Genomic DNA, 17,140 nt, shown 5'->3' with positions numbered 1-17,140 from the left:
TACCACAACAATAAATATATGAGAAATATCTATATTATTTACTTTGCATATATATAAAATATAAGGAATTTGAAAGGAGAAAGATCATGGATTTAAAACAATTGCGCTATTTTCGAATGGTAGCTGAGGAACAACAAGTTACAAAAGCAGCTAAACGTTTACACATGGCTCAGCCCCCTCTCAGTCAGCAAATCAAACTGATGGAAGAAGAATTAAATTTAAAATTATTCGACCGGCAAGGAAGAAAACTGGAATTAACAAAAGCTGGAGAAATACTGTATGAGAAAGGCGGCCGTCTGCTGACCGAATTTGAAGAAACTCTGGTGGAAGTACGTGAAACAAGTGAAGGAATGCGTGGAAAAATGCACATTGGATCCACAAAGTCCTGTTTTTCGTATTTAAGTACGGCGATGAATATATTTAAAACTCAACATCCAAACATGAGGTATCAACTTCGGGAAGGAGATACATATTTTTTGGAAGAATGTATTAAAAACCGTGAAATTGAATTGGCCATTGTACGTATGCCGATGCAGTCTGAGGAATTCAATATTTTAAAATTACCTTCAGAACCATATGTGCTTGTTGCTCCTGAATCATGGAATGTAGTAAGCAGTAAAGGGAATACCGTTAAGTTTGAAGAATTGCACGATATGCCTTTAATGCTCCTGCACCGCATCAGCGGCCGCGGCCAATTTGAATTGATTATTGAGGAATGCCGAGATCACGGGATCGAACCAAATATTACATGTGAATGCCCTGATGCAACGATGCTTTTATCTCTCGTAGCGAGCGGTGTAGGTGCCACCATCGTACCAGAGTCTACTCTAAAAGCATTTGCCTTTAAGAATATAAAGAGTTATCAACTTGATAAGGCATCTGTCAAAGCTGAATCTGCAGTCATCTGGCAAAAAGATCGCTATTTAACAAAAGCCTCCCAGCGTCTGATTCAGACGTTTGAAGATCAATTTTGTTTTGTGTAACACTATTAGACAGACATTTCCCGTAGAAGTACACCCCGCAAATCTGCATAAACTGCACTCTACTATAACTTCGGATCCACCATTTGCATCGCATAATAATGCAGCCCATTAGCTTAGTCTAAATACTTAATACTCCTGTGGGAGCAGTACAAGTCGTAGATCCCGCAGGAATTCCCCGCTATGAAATTAAATTGAAAAAGCATGCGCATTAAACGCTTACTTAGGAAAATCGGTGGTGAATATTATTCGATTTATACGTCTTATGGTGAAATTCAAAAAGTTCAAGTGACAACGCAAGATAGCTATGAGCTGCATAAGCATTAAAGTGATCTTTTATGACTTCAAAGATACTTTCGCAGAAATCGCTTTTCTCCTTCTCAGTCCGTCCTTTCCCTATTTTTAAAGTTGTATGAACAAAAGCGTCATTTTCTTTTCCGTCCGCTACTTGATAATGGTTTACTTTATAAGCCCGGCTGCGGATTCCGCCGATAGGAAAGATTTCTTTATGGGCGATCACAGCTTCATTGATTTTTTTCAGGAGATTTTCAATGTCTATATGATTCGACAAATTAGCTGTATACTCCACTATAATATGAGGCATGTTTCCTCCCCCTTATACAATCGTGTTTATTAACTTTCCTAATCCTTCAATCTCAGTGACTACCTCATCTCCTACCTTTGTATCTATAGTACCTTTAGGCGTTCCTGTTAATAATAAATCTCCCGGATTTAATGTCATAAACCCGCTTAAATACTCAATTAGATCATCTACCTTGAATATCATGTCGTTCGTTGTGCCTTCCTGGACCTTTTCCCCATTGATAAACGTACGCAGCGAGAGATTCATTGGGTCTTTAATATCCGCAGCATCCACAAACCAGGGACCAAGCGGCGTACTGTGATCACGATTTTTAACACGTAAGTTCGGACGATAATAGTTTTCTAAATAATCACGAAAAGCATAATCATTCGCTATAGTGTAGCCAGCCACATAATCGTAAGCTTCCGCCTTGCTTACCGCTCTTGCCTGCCTGCCGATAATAACAGCAAGCTCACATTCATAGTGCATGTTTGTTACATCCTCTGGACGTTTCGTTCGGCCGCGGTGACCCACAAATGTATTTGGTCCTTTTAGAAACACGAGTGGTTCTTCCGGCGCTTTGAACTTAAGCTCTGTTGCATGATCCATATAATTTAACCCGAGTGCGAAGCAAGTGCCAGGCTTTACAGGAGGAAGCCAGGCGACCTGTTCTTCTTCAACTATCCTGCCATTGGCAAGTTTCAATTTGCCCTCCAATGGGACCGCGTAAAAAATATCCCCTTCAAAGGCTACCCGTGCAGTTTTCAAGTCCACCACCTCCTGAGCTTATTTTCAAGAGCACCAATTTCTGCAGCCTCTATCCTTACGATGTCTCCTGATTCAGCAGTCGGCAGGTTGGCGCCGCACCCCGCCATTAATAAATCACCTTGATCAAGGGTCATAAATTCCGAAACGTCCTGTAGGAGCTGGGGAATAGGACGGACTAGTTTCTCCAATGAATAATGATGCTTTTTTTCACCATTTATATAAACAGAAATCTTTATTTTTTCCGGATTCGGAATATATTTTTGTGGAACAACCCAGGGTCCGATCGGGCAGAACCCATCTCTCACCTTCTCCTTAATAGCTGGGCGGAAAATACTGGCATGGGGGAGACTTAAATCATTAACGAGTGTATAGCCTTCTATAAATTCATAAGCATCTTCAGCTTTGACCTTAGCTGTTCTTTTTCCAATCACAATTCCGACACTTGCTCCTACTTTCAATTGCGCAGCTTCTCCAGGAATGATTACTTCTGTATGGTGTCCAGTTATTGTATTGATTGGTTTTATATAGAGAACGGGAGCTTTTGGCGGCTGTTCATATGGAGGCTTATTGAGAAGGTCGCCCATCGCCTTTAATGACTGAAGATCATTTAACAGCGTTCCATAAACAGTGCCGCAAACTGGTGATGCCCAGGAATGAATCATTGATTCCTCTGCATCTATCACCCCTTCCTTTAAAGCAGCAGGGAGAAACTGATCGTAATAATTTCCATTAACACGAGCCCGTACTTTAATATTCATCCTGCTTCCTCCTTCAGTACTTTATTTGATAAATATAAAATACCACCCGCCGTCCTATATATAAAATATTCATAACATAGTTATTTCATATGAGAGCAATATGTAAAACCCGATTTAATTCGGGTTTATTTAAAAAAGTTTATCTACGATGTTTCTTTAAGAACTCCCACATAAGTTCCGTTGCATGTAACGCAGTACACACTTTTCCGAATGGCTGGTTTGACTGAAAGGGGCCTCCAGGCCACGTATGTCCAGATTCGTTGATCTCGTAAAAAACAACTTCAGCTGTATCATTCCGTGAAAAATAGCGGAATCGGGTATAGCCATCCTTTTTGAACACCTCTTCTTCCACCGGAAAAGATAGGGAGCGTACAAAAGTTAATGCTGTCTGTCTTGCCGATAATAATTGATCAATCATATAGTTTGACTGGTAGTGACCATCAAACGGTACAACCGGATCTGCTTTACCCATAAAGAATATGAGGGGCATAGCGTGCTTCCATTTCACATTATTGCCTATATAGTCAACAACCGGGCCTCCCACTCCTCCAACCCCTGCAAACAAATCAGGGTGGTCGATCGCCATCTTCATAGCGAAAGCAGAACCATTCGAGAATCCTGTAACATATATCCGTTTTTCATCAATAGCCGTTATAGATCGAAAATAATCAATCATATCGATCACAAAACCGGCATCGTCCACTTCCTTTTGGCACGAAGGATTTTTCGACCTTCCTTCATTAAATTGTTTGGTCATTGGATTACCTGATTCCATGTTCATTGCTTCCGGAAAAACAAAGCACGCCGCTTGTATTTCTGACAACTCAAGTAAACCTGTCATCCTCATATGATGTTTAGCACTGCTCCCCGCTCCGTGAAAACAAAACACTAAAGGAATCCGGCCTTCTATTTTATTCGGAAGCGTGTAGTAAAATGTTCGCTCCCCATCCATTGATGGGAGGGTATCCTTGACAACTTGTACTTGTGCGTCCATACTAAACCTCTCCATTTATGCGTCTTTTTCTAACATGTGATCTTCTGCTTGTAGTTTGTCTTCGCGAAGGGCAGGAAGGGCAAATCCCGTGTAACCATAGAGAATAGCGATTAAAGGAGTAATAAAACAAATAAAGGCAAATGGAATATACCCCACCCCGATATTCAAGGTGGACATGATGAAAACCCCTGTAACTCCCCATGGAATGAGTGGATGAATAATCGTCCCTGCATCCTCTAAAGTCCGGGATAAGTTTTTTGGATGCAGACCAGCATTCCTATAGCTGTCTTCAAGCATTTGTCCCGGCAATATAATGGATAGATATTGTTCCCCTACAGTGATATTAATTCCAAGACAGGACAATACCGTAGCTAACACAACATTTCCACGGCTTATCAAGAAGTTCCGCATTCCATCAATGATTGCATAAGCAATGCCAATTTCTTTAATAATCCCCCCAAATGATAACGCGATTAATATAAGAGAGACTCCAAAAAGCATACTGTCAAGACCGCCTAACGAAAGAAGACTGTCAATTGCTTCGTCGCCTGTTTCAGCGGTATACCCGAAGTGAGCCGTGCTCATGATTTCGCCAAAAGTAACCCCTGGGACGGTGAAGAAAGTGGTCATAACAGCTGCCAGCAATCCAATCACGAGGGCAGGGATCGAACTGACACGCCAAAAAGCAAGTACAATGATTAATAATGGCGATAGAAGTGCAATAGGAGATAAATTATACTCCGTTTCCAGCGTTGCCATCATAGCCTCTACATTTTCCGTGCTTACTGTATTCGGGTTCGTCGTAAAACTGATCACACTGAAAATAATAAGCGTAATTATTAAACTCGGAATAGTCGTCCAGAGCATATGCTTAATATGTTGAAAGATGTCAACCTTCGCTGTTGCTGCTGTTAAGTTGGTTGTATCGGAGAGGGGAGACATTTTGTCACCAAAAATTGCCCCGCAGACTACTGCTCCAGCCGCGATGGAGGATGGGATTCCCATTCCGTAGGAAACCCCCATTAATGCTATACCTATTGTACTGATAGCACTCCAGGAACTCCCCGTCATTGTTGCTACCACAGCCGTAATAATAACAGCAGATACTAGAAATATGGATGGTGACAAAACGTGCAGTCCATAAAAAGTTATTGTCTGCACGGTGCCGTTTAGCACCCAGACCCCGACAAGAATTCCAATTAAACTTAAAATGAGAATAGCGGGGACCCCATGAGATACCCCTTTCGTTACGGCTTTCTCAAGTTCTTTCCACGTATAGCCAAGCCTGAATCCATAGACCGTGACAATAATGGCAGCGAGTATGATTGGAATATGCGGCGCTGCTCCAAAGACAAGGATACTGACTCCTAGTAAAGCCACTATCGATAAGAAAATGACGACCGACATTCCGAACGAAGGGGTTCTTTTTTCCACGATACGCCTCCTCACGTTATTAAGAGCTATAAATTACACGAGTTTAATTAACATCTTTTCCGGATGCTGGATATAATCGATGAAAAGATTCACAAAGGCAGCAGATTGGGCTCCATCAGCCACACGATGATCGAAAGTAAACGATATATTCATTACATCACGAATAACAATTTCCTCATTAACCACTACAGGGGCCCGCTTTGTTTTATGAAAAGCCATTAACCCGGTTTCAGGATAATTTAAAATCGGGGTTGCCCCTGTACTTCCAAGCGGTCCCACATTACTAATGGTAAACGTTCCATCTGTCAAGTCCACAGCTTTTAGCTGATTGTCCTTCGCTTTTGCCGTCAGCTCTTTCATTTCCTTGTGAATGGATTCTACGGTCTTCTGTTCCACATTTTTTATAACCGGCACGATTAATCCTTCGCCTGTGTCTGTGGCAATCCCAATATTATATTCTTGTTCAAGCTCTATTCTTCCTTCTTCCTCATTAAGCTTTGAATTAAAAATTGCGTGTTCTTTAAGGGCCAGTTGAAGAGCTTTAATAAAAAATGCAGCTAGAGATATTGAAGTCCCCTCAAACTTCAATTGATCTTTCAGTTTAATTAAATCGCTCATTATTACTTCATCAAAATGAGTTACATGAGGTGCGGTATATAATGAATGTGCCATCTTCTGCGCAATTTGTTTCCTGCGGCCCTGAAATGGAATAAATTCCTTTTGAGTCTCCTTTAGATCAGAGTCCGTCACTTCCTCTTGATTTTTTGTTTTTGTATGCGCTTTCATAAATCGGTATATATCTACTTCTGTTATTCTTCCGGATGGTCCTGTTCCCGTTACTTCTTCTATATTCACATCATGTTCTCTGGCAATCCTTCTTGTATGCGGAGATGCTTGAACTCTTCGGGTTGGATTCTCGGTCTTGTAAGGCTTCGTGCTGACTGATGAGCTCCCCGCAGCAAGGAAAGAATGCTCCTTTTGCTCCTGCCGCTCAGAAACGAAACTACTGGTATCTAAGGAAAGAATAGTTGTTCCTACCTTAATAATATCTCCAATTTCAAATCGTATCTCCTGGACTATTCCTTCAGCAGGGGAAGTAAGTTCTGCTGTCATTTTATCGGTTTGAACTTCTACAAGAGGTTCATCATTCTTTACGTGCTGCCCGGTACTTACATAGAAATTAAGGATTTCAGCTTCGTGCATTCCTTCTCCAATATCATGTAACTTAACTTCCATCTGATTTTCTCCTTCCCTAATACTGTAATGCTCTTCCGATTGCTTCAGCTATTTTAGCTTGGCTTGGCAGATAATCCTTCTCCAGAGAGTATACAGGGACCGGCGTATCAAACCCTGTCACTTTTTGAACAGGAGCTTTTAAATAGAAAAACGCCACGTCATTTATTAATGAAATTATTTCACCACTTACCCCTCCCGTTTCGGGTGCTTCATGCACAACTACCACTCTGCCTGTTTTCTCAACTGACTGCTGTATCGCTTTTTTATCTAATGGATAAAGGGTGCGTAAATCTATAATTTCACAAGATGAACTGTTTTCGGTTTCCCACTTCTTCACGGCCTTCATAGTATCCTGAACCATAGCACCCCAGGTGAAGATCGTTACATCACTTCCTTCTTTTACCTTTGCTGCCCTGCCTATTTCTATAGAATACTTCTCTTCAGGTACTTCGAGTCTACCTGTTCGGTAGCATCGCATCGGTTCAATGAACAATACGGGATCCGGGTCTTCAATACTCGCAATAAGCAGTCCTTTAGCGTCATAAGCATTGGAAGGGGTTACAACTTTTAAACCGGGAACATGGGTGAAGAGGGCTTCTACACTATCTGAATGAATTTCGGGTGCTTTTACTCCTGCCCCATAAGGTGCCCGTATAACCATAGGAACGGTATATCGTCCCAGCGAACGCTGTCTCATTCTTGTCGCATGGGTCATAATCTGGTTAAACGCTGGATAAATAAAACCAAAGAACTGCATCTCGCAAATTGGTTTGTAGCCATTAACCGCGAGTCCTACGGATGTTCCAATTATTCCCGATTCTGCTAATGGCGTGTCAATTACTCTATCTTCCCCAAATTCCTCAAACAACCCATCAGTCGCTCGAAAAACACCTCCGTTTACTCCGACGTCCTCCCCCAATACTAGTACAGAATCATCTTCTCTCATCATCGTTTTCATTGCATCAGTAATTGCCTGCACCATCGTCATTTTCTTCAAATCAGCTGCCACTATCGTCATTGGCTTACCTCCTTGTTTATTTGATGATGGCGGGTTCTTTGCTTCTCCATGATCCACGTTGGTTTTTTAAATACATGATCAAACAGCTGATCAATGTCTGCCTCTTTTAGATTTTCCGCCTTTTCGAGAGATTCATTAATTTCTTTCGTAATCTCTTCCTCCATTACGACTTTCTCTGCTTCATCCCACCAATCCTGATTCTTTAACAGCCGTTCCACGCGCAAAAGGGGATCAGTTGTGTGACGACGTCTAGCGCTAACCTCCTGGTCACGATATTTGGAGGGGTCATCGGCAGTTGTATGGGCTCCATATCTCCACGTGACAGCTTCGATAAGGGTCGGGCCTTCTCCATTCCGGGCCCGTGTTACTGCCTTCTTTGTCTCAAAGTAAACAGCCAGTATATCATTTCCGTCCACTCTTAAACTTGGAACGTCATAAGCAAGGCCTTTTTGAGCAATCGTTTTAGATTTCATCTGTTTTTCTACTGGAACACTGATGGCATACCCATTATTTTGATTAAAGAAGACAACAGGAACATTAAAAACGCTGGCAAAGTTTAACCCCTCATGAAAATCCCCTTCCGATGTTGCTCCATCACCGAAATAGACAATCGACACTCGATCACTGTTTTTCTTTTTTTCCGCCCAGGCTGTACCCGTCGCATGCAAAAGTTGGGAAGCTATCGGTACTGCCGGCGGGAATATATTCTTTCCCTCTGGGGGAACACTCCCTTCTATCCTACCCTTCCAATATAGAAATAAGCTGCAAAGCGAGTGTCCAAACGTCATAGTAGCCGCATGATCGCGATAAGTGGGAAACATCCAGTCCCCGTCTTCCACAGCAAGGGCACTTCCCACTTGTGCAGCTTCCTGGCCCTCATATTGGACATATGTTCCAATGCGTCCCTGACGTTGTAAATTTAGACACTTCTTATCCATCATGCGGGCCCGAAGCATGGCTTTGTAAAAATGATACATTTGCTTTTTTTCAATTTTGATCGTGTTGGTGGTCACATTCCCATCTTCCCTGACATATTGAATGACAGGAAACCGATCTTCCATCCTCATTTTTCTACCCCTTTCCATGTCAATGGTGTTGAATCAAGAATCTTCCTCAATTCCCGTACCAATACTTCATTCTCTTCTTCCTGCCCGATGGTCACACGTATCATGGTCGGGTATCCCATTAAATGGCCGGGTCTAATGATCACTCCTTTATTCAATAACTTCTGATAAACCTCCTTTGAAGGACACCCTGTATCAACCATGATAAAATTCGTTTGAGTTATAAAGTACCTTAGGTTCATTTCGTCAAAATATTGAATTAAGTATTGGCGGCCTTCCCTGTTCTTAACGATAGTATCGATTAAAAATGAATCATCGTCCAAAGAAGCCGAGGCTGCAACAGCAGCCAGCCGATTCACATTAAACGGGTCTTTTACTTTTTGTAATTGCTGCACAATTTCAGGATTCATCATTCCATAACCAATGCGGAGAGCCGCTAGTCCATACACTTTTGAAAACGTTCGCAGTATTACCATGTTTGGATGATCAGGCAGCAGAGGCAGAGTATCCAGGTACTCTTCACTCTCGGCATACTCATAGTAGGCTTCATCCATGATAAGAAGCACATCTTCCGGCACTTGTTCGATAAATGAGAGTAATTCACGACGACCGACAATAGTCCCAGTCGGGTTATTCGGATTACACACAAATATCATTTTTGTTTTACTGGTTATAGCAGCAAGCATGGCATTAAGATCATGTTTGCCCTCCGTCATTTCTACTTCTATAACTTCTCCCCCATCAATGAGTACGTTCGTTTTATAACGAGGGAACGTCACCCCAGCCATAACTGCATGATCTCCCTCGTTTATGTAACATCTGGTCAATAACCGAATAATCTCATCCGAACCATTTCCAAATATTATTTGATCTGATGAAATACCCAGCCGTGCCGCTAACTTAACAGTTAAAGCTGGAGAAGTGGTTTCAGGATACCTGGTGATTTCCTCTATTTCCTGGCGTATTGCTTCCTCAGCCATTGGTGAACATCCAAACGGATTTTCATTGGATGCCATTTTATAGATTTTAGTAAGCCCCATTTGCAGCTTAACTTCCTCAATTGGTTTCCCGGGGGAATACATCGTAATTCCTTTCAGTTGTGGTCGAGGTTTAATCACGATTGATCCTCCTTTACTATTTGTTTTAAAAAAACAATACCAATTTCAGTTTAGAATTGTCTAAATTTTCTATCAAGAATGTTATTTAAAGTGATATTGCTTTTACGTGTTAAAATTACATGCTTTTATTGTGGTTAAAAACACCGTTGCTCCAATAGCTAAAGAAGAACTGTGCAGTTTTAATATAAGCAGCATACGAAATTAATATAGAAACGCCTGAATCTTTTTCGAGAATAAGTCGAAAGCCTTTCCACAATAAATCTATTGCACATAAAGTAGAGTATTAGATAAATAGGAGGTGATCTGATGAGTTATTACGGAGGATATTACGGAGCAGGAGGCTTCGGCGGTCCATTCGGTGGTTATGGAGGCTATGGATATAAAGGTAAAGGTTTTGCGTTGATTGTAGTGCTGTTCATTCTGTTGATTATTGTAGGTACGTCATATGTTAAGTAAAGAAGAATGAACCACCCACATCCATTCCTTCAGAACATTATCTCACCAAAAAAAGCCAGGCTGGGTCGCCTGGCTTTTAATCAATCTTCTGAACCTCATATTGAAATCCGCTAAATTGGTAGTTCTGTTTGCGATACATATGGCGTGGTGTATCCTCCCCGTCAGCGACAAGGACTACCCTTTTCTCCGGGTATCGATCCATTATCTGCTGCTGGAGACGAGCCCCGATTCCTTTACGCTGGAACCGCTCCTCAACTACTAAATGGTCAATTTCAAGCAGAGGGCCTGAATGAATTATTGTCACTGTTCCGGCAGGTTCTCCTTTATAATATGCAAGAAGCATTTCTATCTCCCGAGCATTAAATAATCTTCGGTTAAAATCAATTTTTTGGCCAGCAAACTCTTGTCCAAACTCCAAATCTCCTGCGTAGTGCAGTTGTAAAAATAAATGAAAATTTTGTTCGTTCACCCATTCAATTTTAATACTGCTTAAAGGTCCAATTTTCGGGAATTCTTCCGGTGAAATCTGGTATAATTCCTGAAAACCTGTCTCCAGATGGTGTTCCTTAAAATAAGCGATAAGCTGGTGATCAGGCTCCTGATTTTTGGGCAGATAAAACTTTACATGCTTTTGGCCATTCTTTAAATGGAACGATCGCAAAAAATGATGGGCTTCCCTAAATTCTGTTACTGATGGCATTTTTTTAAACTCAAGATAATTGCTATCATAACGCGTGAGCATTTCTGGATAATGAATGTGCTTGTACAGCATGTTATCATCGATCAAGTGCCCTATTCTATAAATGTTTTTAAATGTGACCATAAAAAGCCTCCCCCCTAAAACATAGTACAAAGAAACTGCGCGTTTAATTCATTCATTCAGATCATTCTCCTCCATTGTCCCCCATAAAATGATAAAAATAATAAAACCCGCAGAGACCTACTGTTGTTGTCCATACATAATCTCTTAAACTCACATATAATGAGGTAGTCTTATAAGGAGGCTAATTATATGAAAAAAATCGTCATAGACCCAGGTCATGGTGGTTCTGACTCAGGTGCTTCGTATCAAGGCTATTATGAGAAGAACTTTAATTTAACCATTGCATTAAAAGTGCAAAGTCACCTGGAAGAAAATTATGAGGCAGATATTGTGATGACACGTTCAAGGGATATAAACTTATCCTTAAATGCTCGAACCCAGCTGGCCAACAATGAAGATGCAGACTTTTTCTTATCGATTCATAACAATGCAGCCGGAGGACAGGGATTTGAAAGCTATATTTATAATGGCACAGTTTCAACTCCTACAAGAACTTATCAAACAGTTATCCACGATAAAATTATGAGTGCGGTCCGAACGAAATATAATATTCGTGATCGAGGTAAAAAAAGAGCCAATTTCCATGTATTAAGGGAAACAAGAATGCCGGCATTATTACTTGAAGTATTGTTTGTGGACCACCCAAACGATTTAGCAAAGCTTAGAAATCCGGCATTTATCGAAGAAGTATCAGTAGCCATCGCTCAGGGCGTCGCCGATGCCTTAAAATTACCAGTCAAATCGACACCTGATGTACTCTATCGGGTAATTGCCGGTTCGTTTAAAAATAGAGACAATGCAGAACAAAGGGTACAGGATCTCGCTAGACGAAATATCGATGCATTCATACGGACCGCGTCAATTTCAGGTGAAACATTTTACCGCGTTCAAGCCGGAGCCTTTTCTGAAAAATCTAGAGCCGAAGAACAAGTGAAGCGGTTGAATAACGTTGGAATTCAAGATGCTTTCATCATTACAGACGGGGAAAGTGAAGATCCCGCTCCGCCGCCTCCGACTCCGGAGGAACAATTTTCGATTGAAGGAGACACACATTTACTTGCTCATCAGCTGGATAACTTTGTAAAAACAGTAAACCCGCAGGCACCCAGACTAGGTGCCCATTATGTAAAGTTTGGAAACGCTTATGGTATTCGCGCTGACGTTGCTTATGCGCAAGCCATTCATGAAACCGATTATTTCCGATTTACAGGCGTAGTCGACAAAGAACAAAACAACTATGCCGGCATCGGCGCAACAGGTCCAGATAATTCCGGTCACAGCTTTGATACACCAAAGGACGGCGTCCACGCTCACATCCAACACTTGTTTGCTTATGCTTTTACAGATAATATCCCTGAACAATTCAACAAAATTGATCCTCGGTTTGATCTTGTTACACGGGGCAGTGCTGTTACCTGGACACAGCTTAACGGTAAATGGGCGGTTCCGGGGACGACGTATGGTCAAAGTATTATAAGTATTTTTAAAAGAAATGTAAATCACGCCGTTGATCAGTTAAATAAGCAAAAAGAGGAATTAAGTGATATATTAGACGAACTTGAATAATAACGAACCTGACCGGGAGCGAACTTCCAGTCAGGTTTTTTGCTGGTAGAATGACTGGTATTCAAATGGAATCATGAGCTAGAATGATTGGAATGTTTCCTATCACCCTTATGGATGATTAAAAACCTTAAACCATCTATTAACGTTCCAGAGATTAAAGCCAGAAAGAGCAGGCTCCAATTTAAATGGTCACCCCCGCTGATTATAATGAGAACAGCGAATATTCCGAAACATACAGTAAATATAAAATGTCCAGGCATATATTTCTCTCTGGCCCCCTTAGTTAAAATAAACATTTTTGCCAAGATGTCATGCAGAAAGCGTTTATCTTTCTGACATATATATAATGGTCGGTGAGCAGTAAAAAAATCCAAACTTCTCAATAGCGCAAACGGGTCACAGCCCCTTTCTTTTCTCTTTGGCATTTGGTCTTCATTACTTTTAAGCCTTTGATTTTATTGTTGGTAAATAAGCCCCTGCATCTTTCAGTACAGGCTCACTGCACCCTTCCCATTATCCTTTTATCCAAACGGACCTCCACCGCTGTGGTAACTGTCATTTTTCATTTTTTCGGCAGCAATGGAAATTCTGGCGTCCTGCTGAGCACGTGAATCAAATTTAGATTTCTCTAATTCTTTTGCATTTATTGCTTTACTTTTTAAACCTAAGTGTTTAAGGATAATCTCAATCCCCATCGGTAATACACATACTCCGATAATTGCTAGCAGCACCCACAATGCTGTCATACTTATTCACCGCCTTTTTTAGTGGGGGGATGGGCTCTTAGAATCTATTACTGTCCCTTAACAGTTTTACTGTATGCTCCAGGTGATTCAGACGATTTTTAACTTCCTTATCAGAACTTGAGATGCATTGGCTGATCATAAAGAGTGTGCCTACTGTGACTATTACCCCTCCAGCAACCCATACTCCAATGAGCACGAAAAAACCAATCATTCGATCCACCCCTAAAAAAACTAGTTAGTATGTATACGAATCAGTTCTTCAAAGGTTTCATTTTTCTTGCAACTATAGAAGTCATACTATGCCTTGTTTTTATTGTTGATGCCACCCTACATCACTGGCGTCTAAATTTGCTTCATCTTCAGGAAAGCCATAATAAAATAAAGCTTCCTCTTGTTCGTCATACGCTACAGCGTTCATCACGTCAAAAGGAACACTTTCATCCCAACTGAACACAACCACGTCTCCTTCTTCAACCTCTTTTACTTTACGGTTTGATTCTCTTCCGGCTTCGATACTGTTTATTCTTTCATCAGATGAACGGACGATTAATAAAGTCACTGCATCTTTTTCGTCTGTGAAATCAATTACTGAGATGGTTTCCAGGGCAGAGTCATCCTTTTTCTCCACGTAGGTGGAGTGGTTGCTTTCGTAAAAAAATCCTTCCTTCTTTACTAAAAATGTTTTATATAATTCCTCCTGCCTGTCTTCATACACCCATGCTTCAAATGCTCCAGCTTCTATCTGATTTATATAGTGAAGGGTATCGTCATATTCAAAATGTTTTTCCACCGCTCCCTTAGCTGTAAAACTTGGTTTAAATACAAACATTAAAATTAAGGGTACTACGATTACGGTAATTATGATGGCTGTCCCCAGCTTTTTCTTAGGCATACCCCACGACTCCTTATTGTTCAGAATACTCTAATACTTTTACTGTAATCGACTTCCATTCTAATGTAAATAGGCTGCCGGAATATCTGTAAACATAGAAAAAGTGCCGCTTCCTTTTACTAACGGCACACTTTACCTGTTATCTCCAGCGGAGGGCAATATGAAGCTTACAGCAGTTCACGTCTTCAATCGAAGTACGAAACTCAATTCTTAAACCATCGGGGTTATAATGCACCTCGACTTCGGAATTTACACCAATTGAGTGAATCAGCCGTTTTACTTCTTCATCATTAGATTGCTGGGCTGCATCCATTAACTGAGCATCAAATTCTTCTGACTCCGCTAGTTTATCAAGTACCTTGCTTGCATCTTTCATTAATTGTCTGGATTCATTTGCGGACTGTGTCAATATTGATGGGTCTGCCTCTCCGTAAAGGCGGACAGGCCAGCAATACGGATAGTAACACCAAGGGTAATGATATACATAATACACTTTACGATCCCCTCCTAGACTCACATACCCTCAGCATATGTATTCTTTCTCTAGTTTGGGAATCATGAATGTCTTTAAACGAGCATGGTCTGGTTTTATCCCCCTTCAGCTTGTAAGGTTTATTCAACTTCTTCAACATATTGCTGTAAAATTAAGCAACAATTCGAAAGACGACCCACCTCTTTTTTTCTACGATAAAAAAAAGAGGTGATTACTATGTACATACATATATGGAGAAATAAAAATACCCGGTATTATTTGGCAGCAGGAAGTGTGTCCCGGTTAGGGGATGGACTCTCTGGAATGGCTTTTTTGTTTTTGGCTTATGATTTAACCGGTTCAAGTTCCCTTACGACAGGAATGGCTGTTGCAGAAACGCTTCCGTACCTCTTATTCGGGCTGGTCGGAGGGGTTACAGCCGATTGGTTACCGAGAAAAAAACTGCTGATTTTTTTAGATTCTGCACGCGTTCCCTTGATCCTATCCGTCGTAGGTTTGTACTATATGGACTGGCTTACTTATGGTTATTTACTGGGAGTCAGCTTTATCATCCAAAGTGTGGGGTGTTTCTTTAATCCGGCTCATCGGTCAGTACTGCCCTCTATTACAAGCCCGAAGGAACGTCCATATGTAAACAGTATTTACGATACACTGACTAGAGGGGTTTCGGTTCTTAGTCCGCTTCTGTCCTTATGGTTATTGAACAGCCATGGTGTGATTCATTTTTTTACATTAGATGCTTTTACATATATCCTCAGTGCACTTTGTCTGCGCCAGGTGAATATCAATGAAATTAACACTGTCACTGATCATTCCATAGAAGCTGCATTTCGTTCGGTAAAAGAATTTGTGATATGGTTAAGTACTCAATCAACTATTAAACAACTTTTCTTTTTCACATTTCTCACTGTTTTCTTCAATACATGGGTGTGGGAAGTCGGTTTGTTACTAGCTTTAACTGAAATCACTTCAAGCGGAGAAGAATGGTACAGTGTGCTACAAGGGGTATTCGGAGGGGTTGTGATAGTTACAAATCTTCTGCTGCCATACATTTTTAAGAAAATGAGTTTACATATCTACCTTACAGGAGGGCTTATTTGGGGAGCAGGAATCACTTACTATGGCATTTTTTACGATCTCGGGCACTTTATTATTGGTTGCGCAATTACAGGTGTAGGGCTTCCAATTGCTGGACTGACCCGCGTATATTTAATACAGACTCTTGTCCCTGAGCACAAAATGGGACGAGCCTTTAGTTTTAATGCAGTCCTGTTATACCTTTCTAACACGATTTCTCTGGCAGTCTATGGATTCCTTGCTCTAATTATTCCTATCCAAACGTTAATGATTGTTAGTGGTTTTACAATTATAACAATTAGTACTGGTGGTTTATTATGTATAACCGTGAATTTTTCTAAACTCAGTAGGCGTTTTCCGATACACTTTTTTAAATAAATGATTATACGCAGCTACACTTGAAAAACCATGGTCCAGGGCAATGGAAACAATCGTTTTATTTGTATACGCTAAGAATTTTTGACTGTGAAAAAGCCTGTATAACTGCAGCCATAAGTAAGGAGATAGTCCCGTCTCTTCTTTAAAAAAGTGAGAAAGCTGATACTTGTTAACTTTTGCAACCTGTGCCATTTGATCAAGTGACCATTGACAGGTAAAGCTTTCCTTTAGTGCTTCTATTACTGCTTTTACCGGACCTTCTTTCGATGTAGAAGGAAACATCCGCAAGTTTGAACCCGGTCCATACTGCATCATTAAAATAGCCAGCTGGGTAAGAGAATGATCAAAAAACTGTTGAGCAGCCGATGAGCCAGGGCTTTGATGAATGATAAAATCTCTCACTAAAAGAATCCACTGTAGAAATTGCGGGTGCTTGTAGGGAATGTAGGAAAACTCAGGGGCTCTTCGGTGAGCCCCAATTTGATCAGCTGCTTGGGACAATAAGGAAGGGTTTAACTCAACCAGCAACTTTTCACTTCCAGCTTTCAACTGTCTATGAGCAACATTTGGATTAAATATAAAGAAAGAACCTTGATTCACGGCTATGTCGCCAATAGATGTCTGGTAGACCCCGTCACCAAACGGGGAAAATATAATCTTATAGCATTCATCATTTCGCCAGTCTCTTTCTCCTAACTGGGTGTGCCTCATAAGAAATAACCCATTCTCATTTGAAACAATCATATCTTTATCCCC

At 41.0% G+C, this 17,140-nt stretch carries 19 protein-coding genes; 4 read left to right on the top strand and 15 right to left on the bottom strand.

Annotated elements, in window-relative coordinates; genetic code table 11:
• Positions 1 to 86: 86 nt before the first annotated feature.
• Positions 87 to 983, top strand: a complete 897-nt coding sequence (locus C1A12_RS09110; protein WP_200816577.1) for a LysR family transcriptional regulator — start codon at positions 87 to 89, stop codon at positions 981 to 983.
• Between the two features lie 220 nt (positions 984 to 1,203).
• On the opposite strand, the gene C1A12_RS09105 is transcribed toward C1A12_RS09110, so the two are convergent.
• The 9 genes from C1A12_RS09105 to hisC form a co-directional block, all read right to left on the bottom strand.
• The gene (locus tag C1A12_RS09105) at positions 1,204 to 1,584 is read right to left on the bottom strand and encodes a 5-carboxymethyl-2-hydroxymuconate Delta-isomerase (protein WP_101843563.1); all 381 of its coding nucleotides are present in this window, start codon (positions 1,582 to 1,584) and stop codon (positions 1,204 to 1,206) included.
• Between the two features lie 12 nt (positions 1,585 to 1,596).
• Positions 1,597 to 2,331, bottom strand: coding sequence for a fumarylacetoacetate hydrolase family protein (locus C1A12_RS09100; RefSeq protein WP_101843562.1), 735 nt, complete (start codon positions 2,329 to 2,331; stop codon positions 1,597 to 1,599).
• Positions 2,328 to 3,089 (bottom strand): fumarylacetoacetate hydrolase family protein, encoded by a 762-nt coding sequence (locus tag C1A12_RS09095; protein WP_101843561.1) that lies wholly within the window; start codon positions 3,087 to 3,089, stop codon positions 2,328 to 2,330. Before C1A12_RS09095 ends, C1A12_RS09100 begins: the two co-directional genes overlap by 4 nt.
• Positions 3,090 to 3,228: 139 nt before the next feature.
• Positions 3,229 to 4,083 (bottom strand): PHB depolymerase family esterase, encoded by an 855-nt coding sequence (locus C1A12_RS09090; protein WP_159462173.1) that lies wholly within the window; start codon positions 4,081 to 4,083, stop codon positions 3,229 to 3,231.
• Positions 4,084 to 4,098: 15 nt separating this feature from the next.
• On the bottom strand, positions 4,099 to 5,517 hold the full coding sequence (gene nhaC / locus C1A12_RS09085; RefSeq protein WP_101843559.1) for a Na+/H+ antiporter NhaC: 1,419 nt from the start codon (positions 5,515 to 5,517) through the stop codon (positions 4,099 to 4,101).
• Positions 5,518 to 5,550: 33 nt separating this feature from the next.
• Positions 5,551 to 6,753, bottom strand: a complete 1,203-nt coding sequence (locus C1A12_RS09080) for a dihydrolipoamide acetyltransferase family protein (RefSeq protein ID WP_101843558.1) — start codon at positions 6,751 to 6,753, stop codon at positions 5,551 to 5,553.
• Positions 6,754 to 6,769: 16 nt separating this feature from the next.
• Positions 6,770 to 7,771, bottom strand: a complete 1,002-nt coding sequence (locus C1A12_RS09075; protein ID WP_101843557.1) for an alpha-ketoacid dehydrogenase subunit beta — start codon at positions 7,769 to 7,771, stop codon at positions 6,770 to 6,772.
• Complete coding sequence (pdhA, locus tag C1A12_RS09070; protein WP_101844837.1) at positions 7,768 to 8,832, bottom strand: pyruvate dehydrogenase (acetyl-transferring) E1 component subunit alpha; 1,065 nt, start codon at positions 8,830 to 8,832, stop codon at positions 7,768 to 7,770. The genes C1A12_RS09075 and pdhA overlap by 4 nt, the downstream gene beginning before the upstream one ends.
• Positions 8,833 to 8,834: 2 nt before the next feature.
• Positions 8,835 to 9,953 carry a histidinol-phosphate transaminase gene (gene hisC, locus C1A12_RS09065; protein ID WP_101843556.1) on the bottom strand — a complete coding sequence of 373 codons (1,119 nt, stop codon included), beginning with the start codon at positions 9,951 to 9,953 and terminating at the stop codon, positions 8,835 to 8,837.
• A gap of 306 nt (positions 9,954 to 10,259) precedes the next feature.
• Between hisC and C1A12_RS09060 the strand changes: the two genes are divergently transcribed.
• Positions 10,260 to 10,409, top strand: coding sequence for a YjcZ family sporulation protein (locus C1A12_RS09060; RefSeq protein WP_101843555.1), 150 nt, complete (start codon positions 10,260 to 10,262; stop codon positions 10,407 to 10,409).
• A 76-nt stretch (positions 10,410 to 10,485) separates the two neighbouring features.
• Here C1A12_RS09060 and C1A12_RS09055 read toward each other — a convergent pair whose 3' ends face one another.
• Positions 10,486 to 11,232, bottom strand: a complete 747-nt coding sequence (locus C1A12_RS09055) for a GNAT family N-acetyltransferase (protein ID WP_101843554.1) — start codon at positions 11,230 to 11,232, stop codon at positions 10,486 to 10,488.
• Positions 11,233 to 11,421: 189 nt separating this feature from the next.
• Here C1A12_RS09055 and C1A12_RS09050 point away from each other — a divergent pair, with 189 nt between their 5' ends.
• Entirely contained in the window at positions 11,422 to 12,798 is a 1,377-nt protein-coding gene (locus C1A12_RS09050; RefSeq protein WP_101843553.1) for an N-acetylmuramoyl-L-alanine amidase, read from the top strand.
• Between the two features lie 521 nt (positions 12,799 to 13,319).
• On the opposite strand, the gene C1A12_RS09040 is transcribed toward C1A12_RS09050, so the two are convergent.
• The 4 genes from C1A12_RS09040 to C1A12_RS09030 all read right to left on the bottom strand — a co-directional run bounded on the left by C1A12_RS09040 (position 13,320) and on the right by C1A12_RS09030 (position 14,929).
• Positions 13,320 to 13,544: a hypothetical protein gene (locus C1A12_RS09040; RefSeq protein ID WP_101843551.1), complete on the bottom strand. Its 225-nt coding sequence runs from the start codon at positions 13,542 to 13,544 to the stop codon at positions 13,320 to 13,322.
• Positions 13,545 to 13,581: 37 nt separating this feature from the next.
• The gene (locus C1A12_RS21085) at positions 13,582 to 13,755 is read right to left on the bottom strand and encodes a hypothetical protein (protein WP_159462172.1); all 174 of its coding nucleotides are present in this window, start codon (positions 13,753 to 13,755) and stop codon (positions 13,582 to 13,584) included.
• Between the two features lie 99 nt (positions 13,756 to 13,854).
• Positions 13,855 to 14,436 carry a hypothetical protein gene (locus C1A12_RS09035; RefSeq protein ID WP_101843550.1) on the bottom strand — a complete coding sequence of 194 codons (582 nt, stop codon included), beginning with the start codon at positions 14,434 to 14,436 and terminating at the stop codon, positions 13,855 to 13,857.
• Between the two features lie 139 nt (positions 14,437 to 14,575).
• The gene (locus C1A12_RS09030) at positions 14,576 to 14,929 is read right to left on the bottom strand and encodes a hypothetical protein (RefSeq protein ID WP_101843549.1); all 354 of its coding nucleotides are present in this window, start codon (positions 14,927 to 14,929) and stop codon (positions 14,576 to 14,578) included.
• A 216-nt stretch (positions 14,930 to 15,145) separates the two neighbouring features.
• On the opposite strand from C1A12_RS09030, the gene C1A12_RS09025 reads away from it, so the two are divergent.
• Complete coding sequence (locus C1A12_RS09025; protein WP_101843548.1) at positions 15,146 to 16,384, top strand: MFS transporter; 1,239 nt, start codon at positions 15,146 to 15,148, stop codon at positions 16,382 to 16,384.
• Here the strand turns inward: C1A12_RS09025 and C1A12_RS09020 are convergent.
• Positions 16,322 to 17,128, bottom strand: coding sequence for an AraC family transcriptional regulator (locus C1A12_RS09020; protein WP_159462171.1), 807 nt, complete (start codon positions 17,126 to 17,128; stop codon positions 16,322 to 16,324). The two genes, C1A12_RS09025 and C1A12_RS09020, sit on opposite strands and share 63 nt — an antisense overlap.
• Between the last annotated feature and the right edge of the window lie 12 nt (positions 17,129 to 17,140).

The sequence above is a fragment of the Halobacillus sp. Marseille-P3879 genome, from assembly GCF_900240285.1.
Taxonomy (GTDB): domain Bacteria; phylum Bacillota; class Bacilli; order Bacillales; family Halobacillaceae; genus Halobacillus_A.
Note: the sequence above shows the minus strand (reverse complement) of the source record. Positions and strands in the feature narration are given on the sequence as shown.

Bases quoted from the DNA above. Each gene is read 5' to 3' on its own strand.
- C1A12_RS09110 (WP_200816577.1), top strand. From the start codon at position 87: ATGGATTTAAAACAATTGCGCTATTTTCGAATGGTAGCTGAGGAACAA.
- C1A12_RS09105 (WP_101843563.1), bottom strand. From the start codon at position 1,584: ATGCCTCATATTATAGTGGAGTATACAGCTAATTTGTCGAATCATATA.
- C1A12_RS09095 (WP_101843561.1), bottom strand. From the start codon at position 3,089: ATGAATATTAAAGTACGGGCTCGTGTTAATGGAAATTATTACGATCAG.
- C1A12_RS09090 (WP_159462173.1), bottom strand. From the start codon at position 4,083: ATGGACGCACAAGTACAAGTTGTCAAGGATACCCTCCCATCAATGGAT.
- C1A12_RS09080 (WP_101843558.1), bottom strand. From the start codon at position 6,753: ATGGAAGTTAAGTTACATGATATTGGAGAAGGAATGCACGAAGCTGAA.
- C1A12_RS09075 (WP_101843557.1), bottom strand. From the start codon at position 7,771: ATGACGATAGTGGCAGCTGATTTGAAGAAAATGACGATGGTGCAGGCA.
- pdhA (WP_101844837.1), bottom strand. From the start codon at position 8,832: ATGGAAGATCGGTTTCCTGTCATTCAATATGTCAGGGAAGATGGGAAT.
- C1A12_RS09060 (WP_101843555.1), top strand. From the start codon at position 10,260: ATGAGTTATTACGGAGGATATTACGGAGCAGGAGGCTTCGGCGGTCCA.
- C1A12_RS09055 (WP_101843554.1), bottom strand. From the start codon at position 11,232: ATGGTCACATTTAAAAACATTTATAGAATAGGGCACTTGATCGATGAT.
- C1A12_RS09050 (WP_101843553.1), top strand. From the start codon at position 11,422: ATGAAAAAAATCGTCATAGACCCAGGTCATGGTGGTTCTGACTCAGGT.
- C1A12_RS09040 (WP_101843551.1), bottom strand. From the start codon at position 13,544: ATGACAGCATTGTGGGTGCTGCTAGCAATTATCGGAGTATGTGTATTA.
- C1A12_RS21085 (WP_159462172.1), bottom strand. From the start codon at position 13,755: ATGATTGGTTTTTTCGTGCTCATTGGAGTATGGGTTGCTGGAGGGGTA.
- C1A12_RS09035 (WP_101843550.1), bottom strand. From the start codon at position 14,436: ATGCCTAAGAAAAAGCTGGGGACAGCCATCATAATTACCGTAATCGTA.
- C1A12_RS09025 (WP_101843548.1), top strand. From the start codon at position 15,146: ATGTACATACATATATGGAGAAATAAAAATACCCGGTATTATTTGGCA.
- C1A12_RS09020 (WP_159462171.1), bottom strand. From the start codon at position 17,128: ATGATTGTTTCAAATGAGAATGGGTTATTTCTTATGAGGCACACCCAG.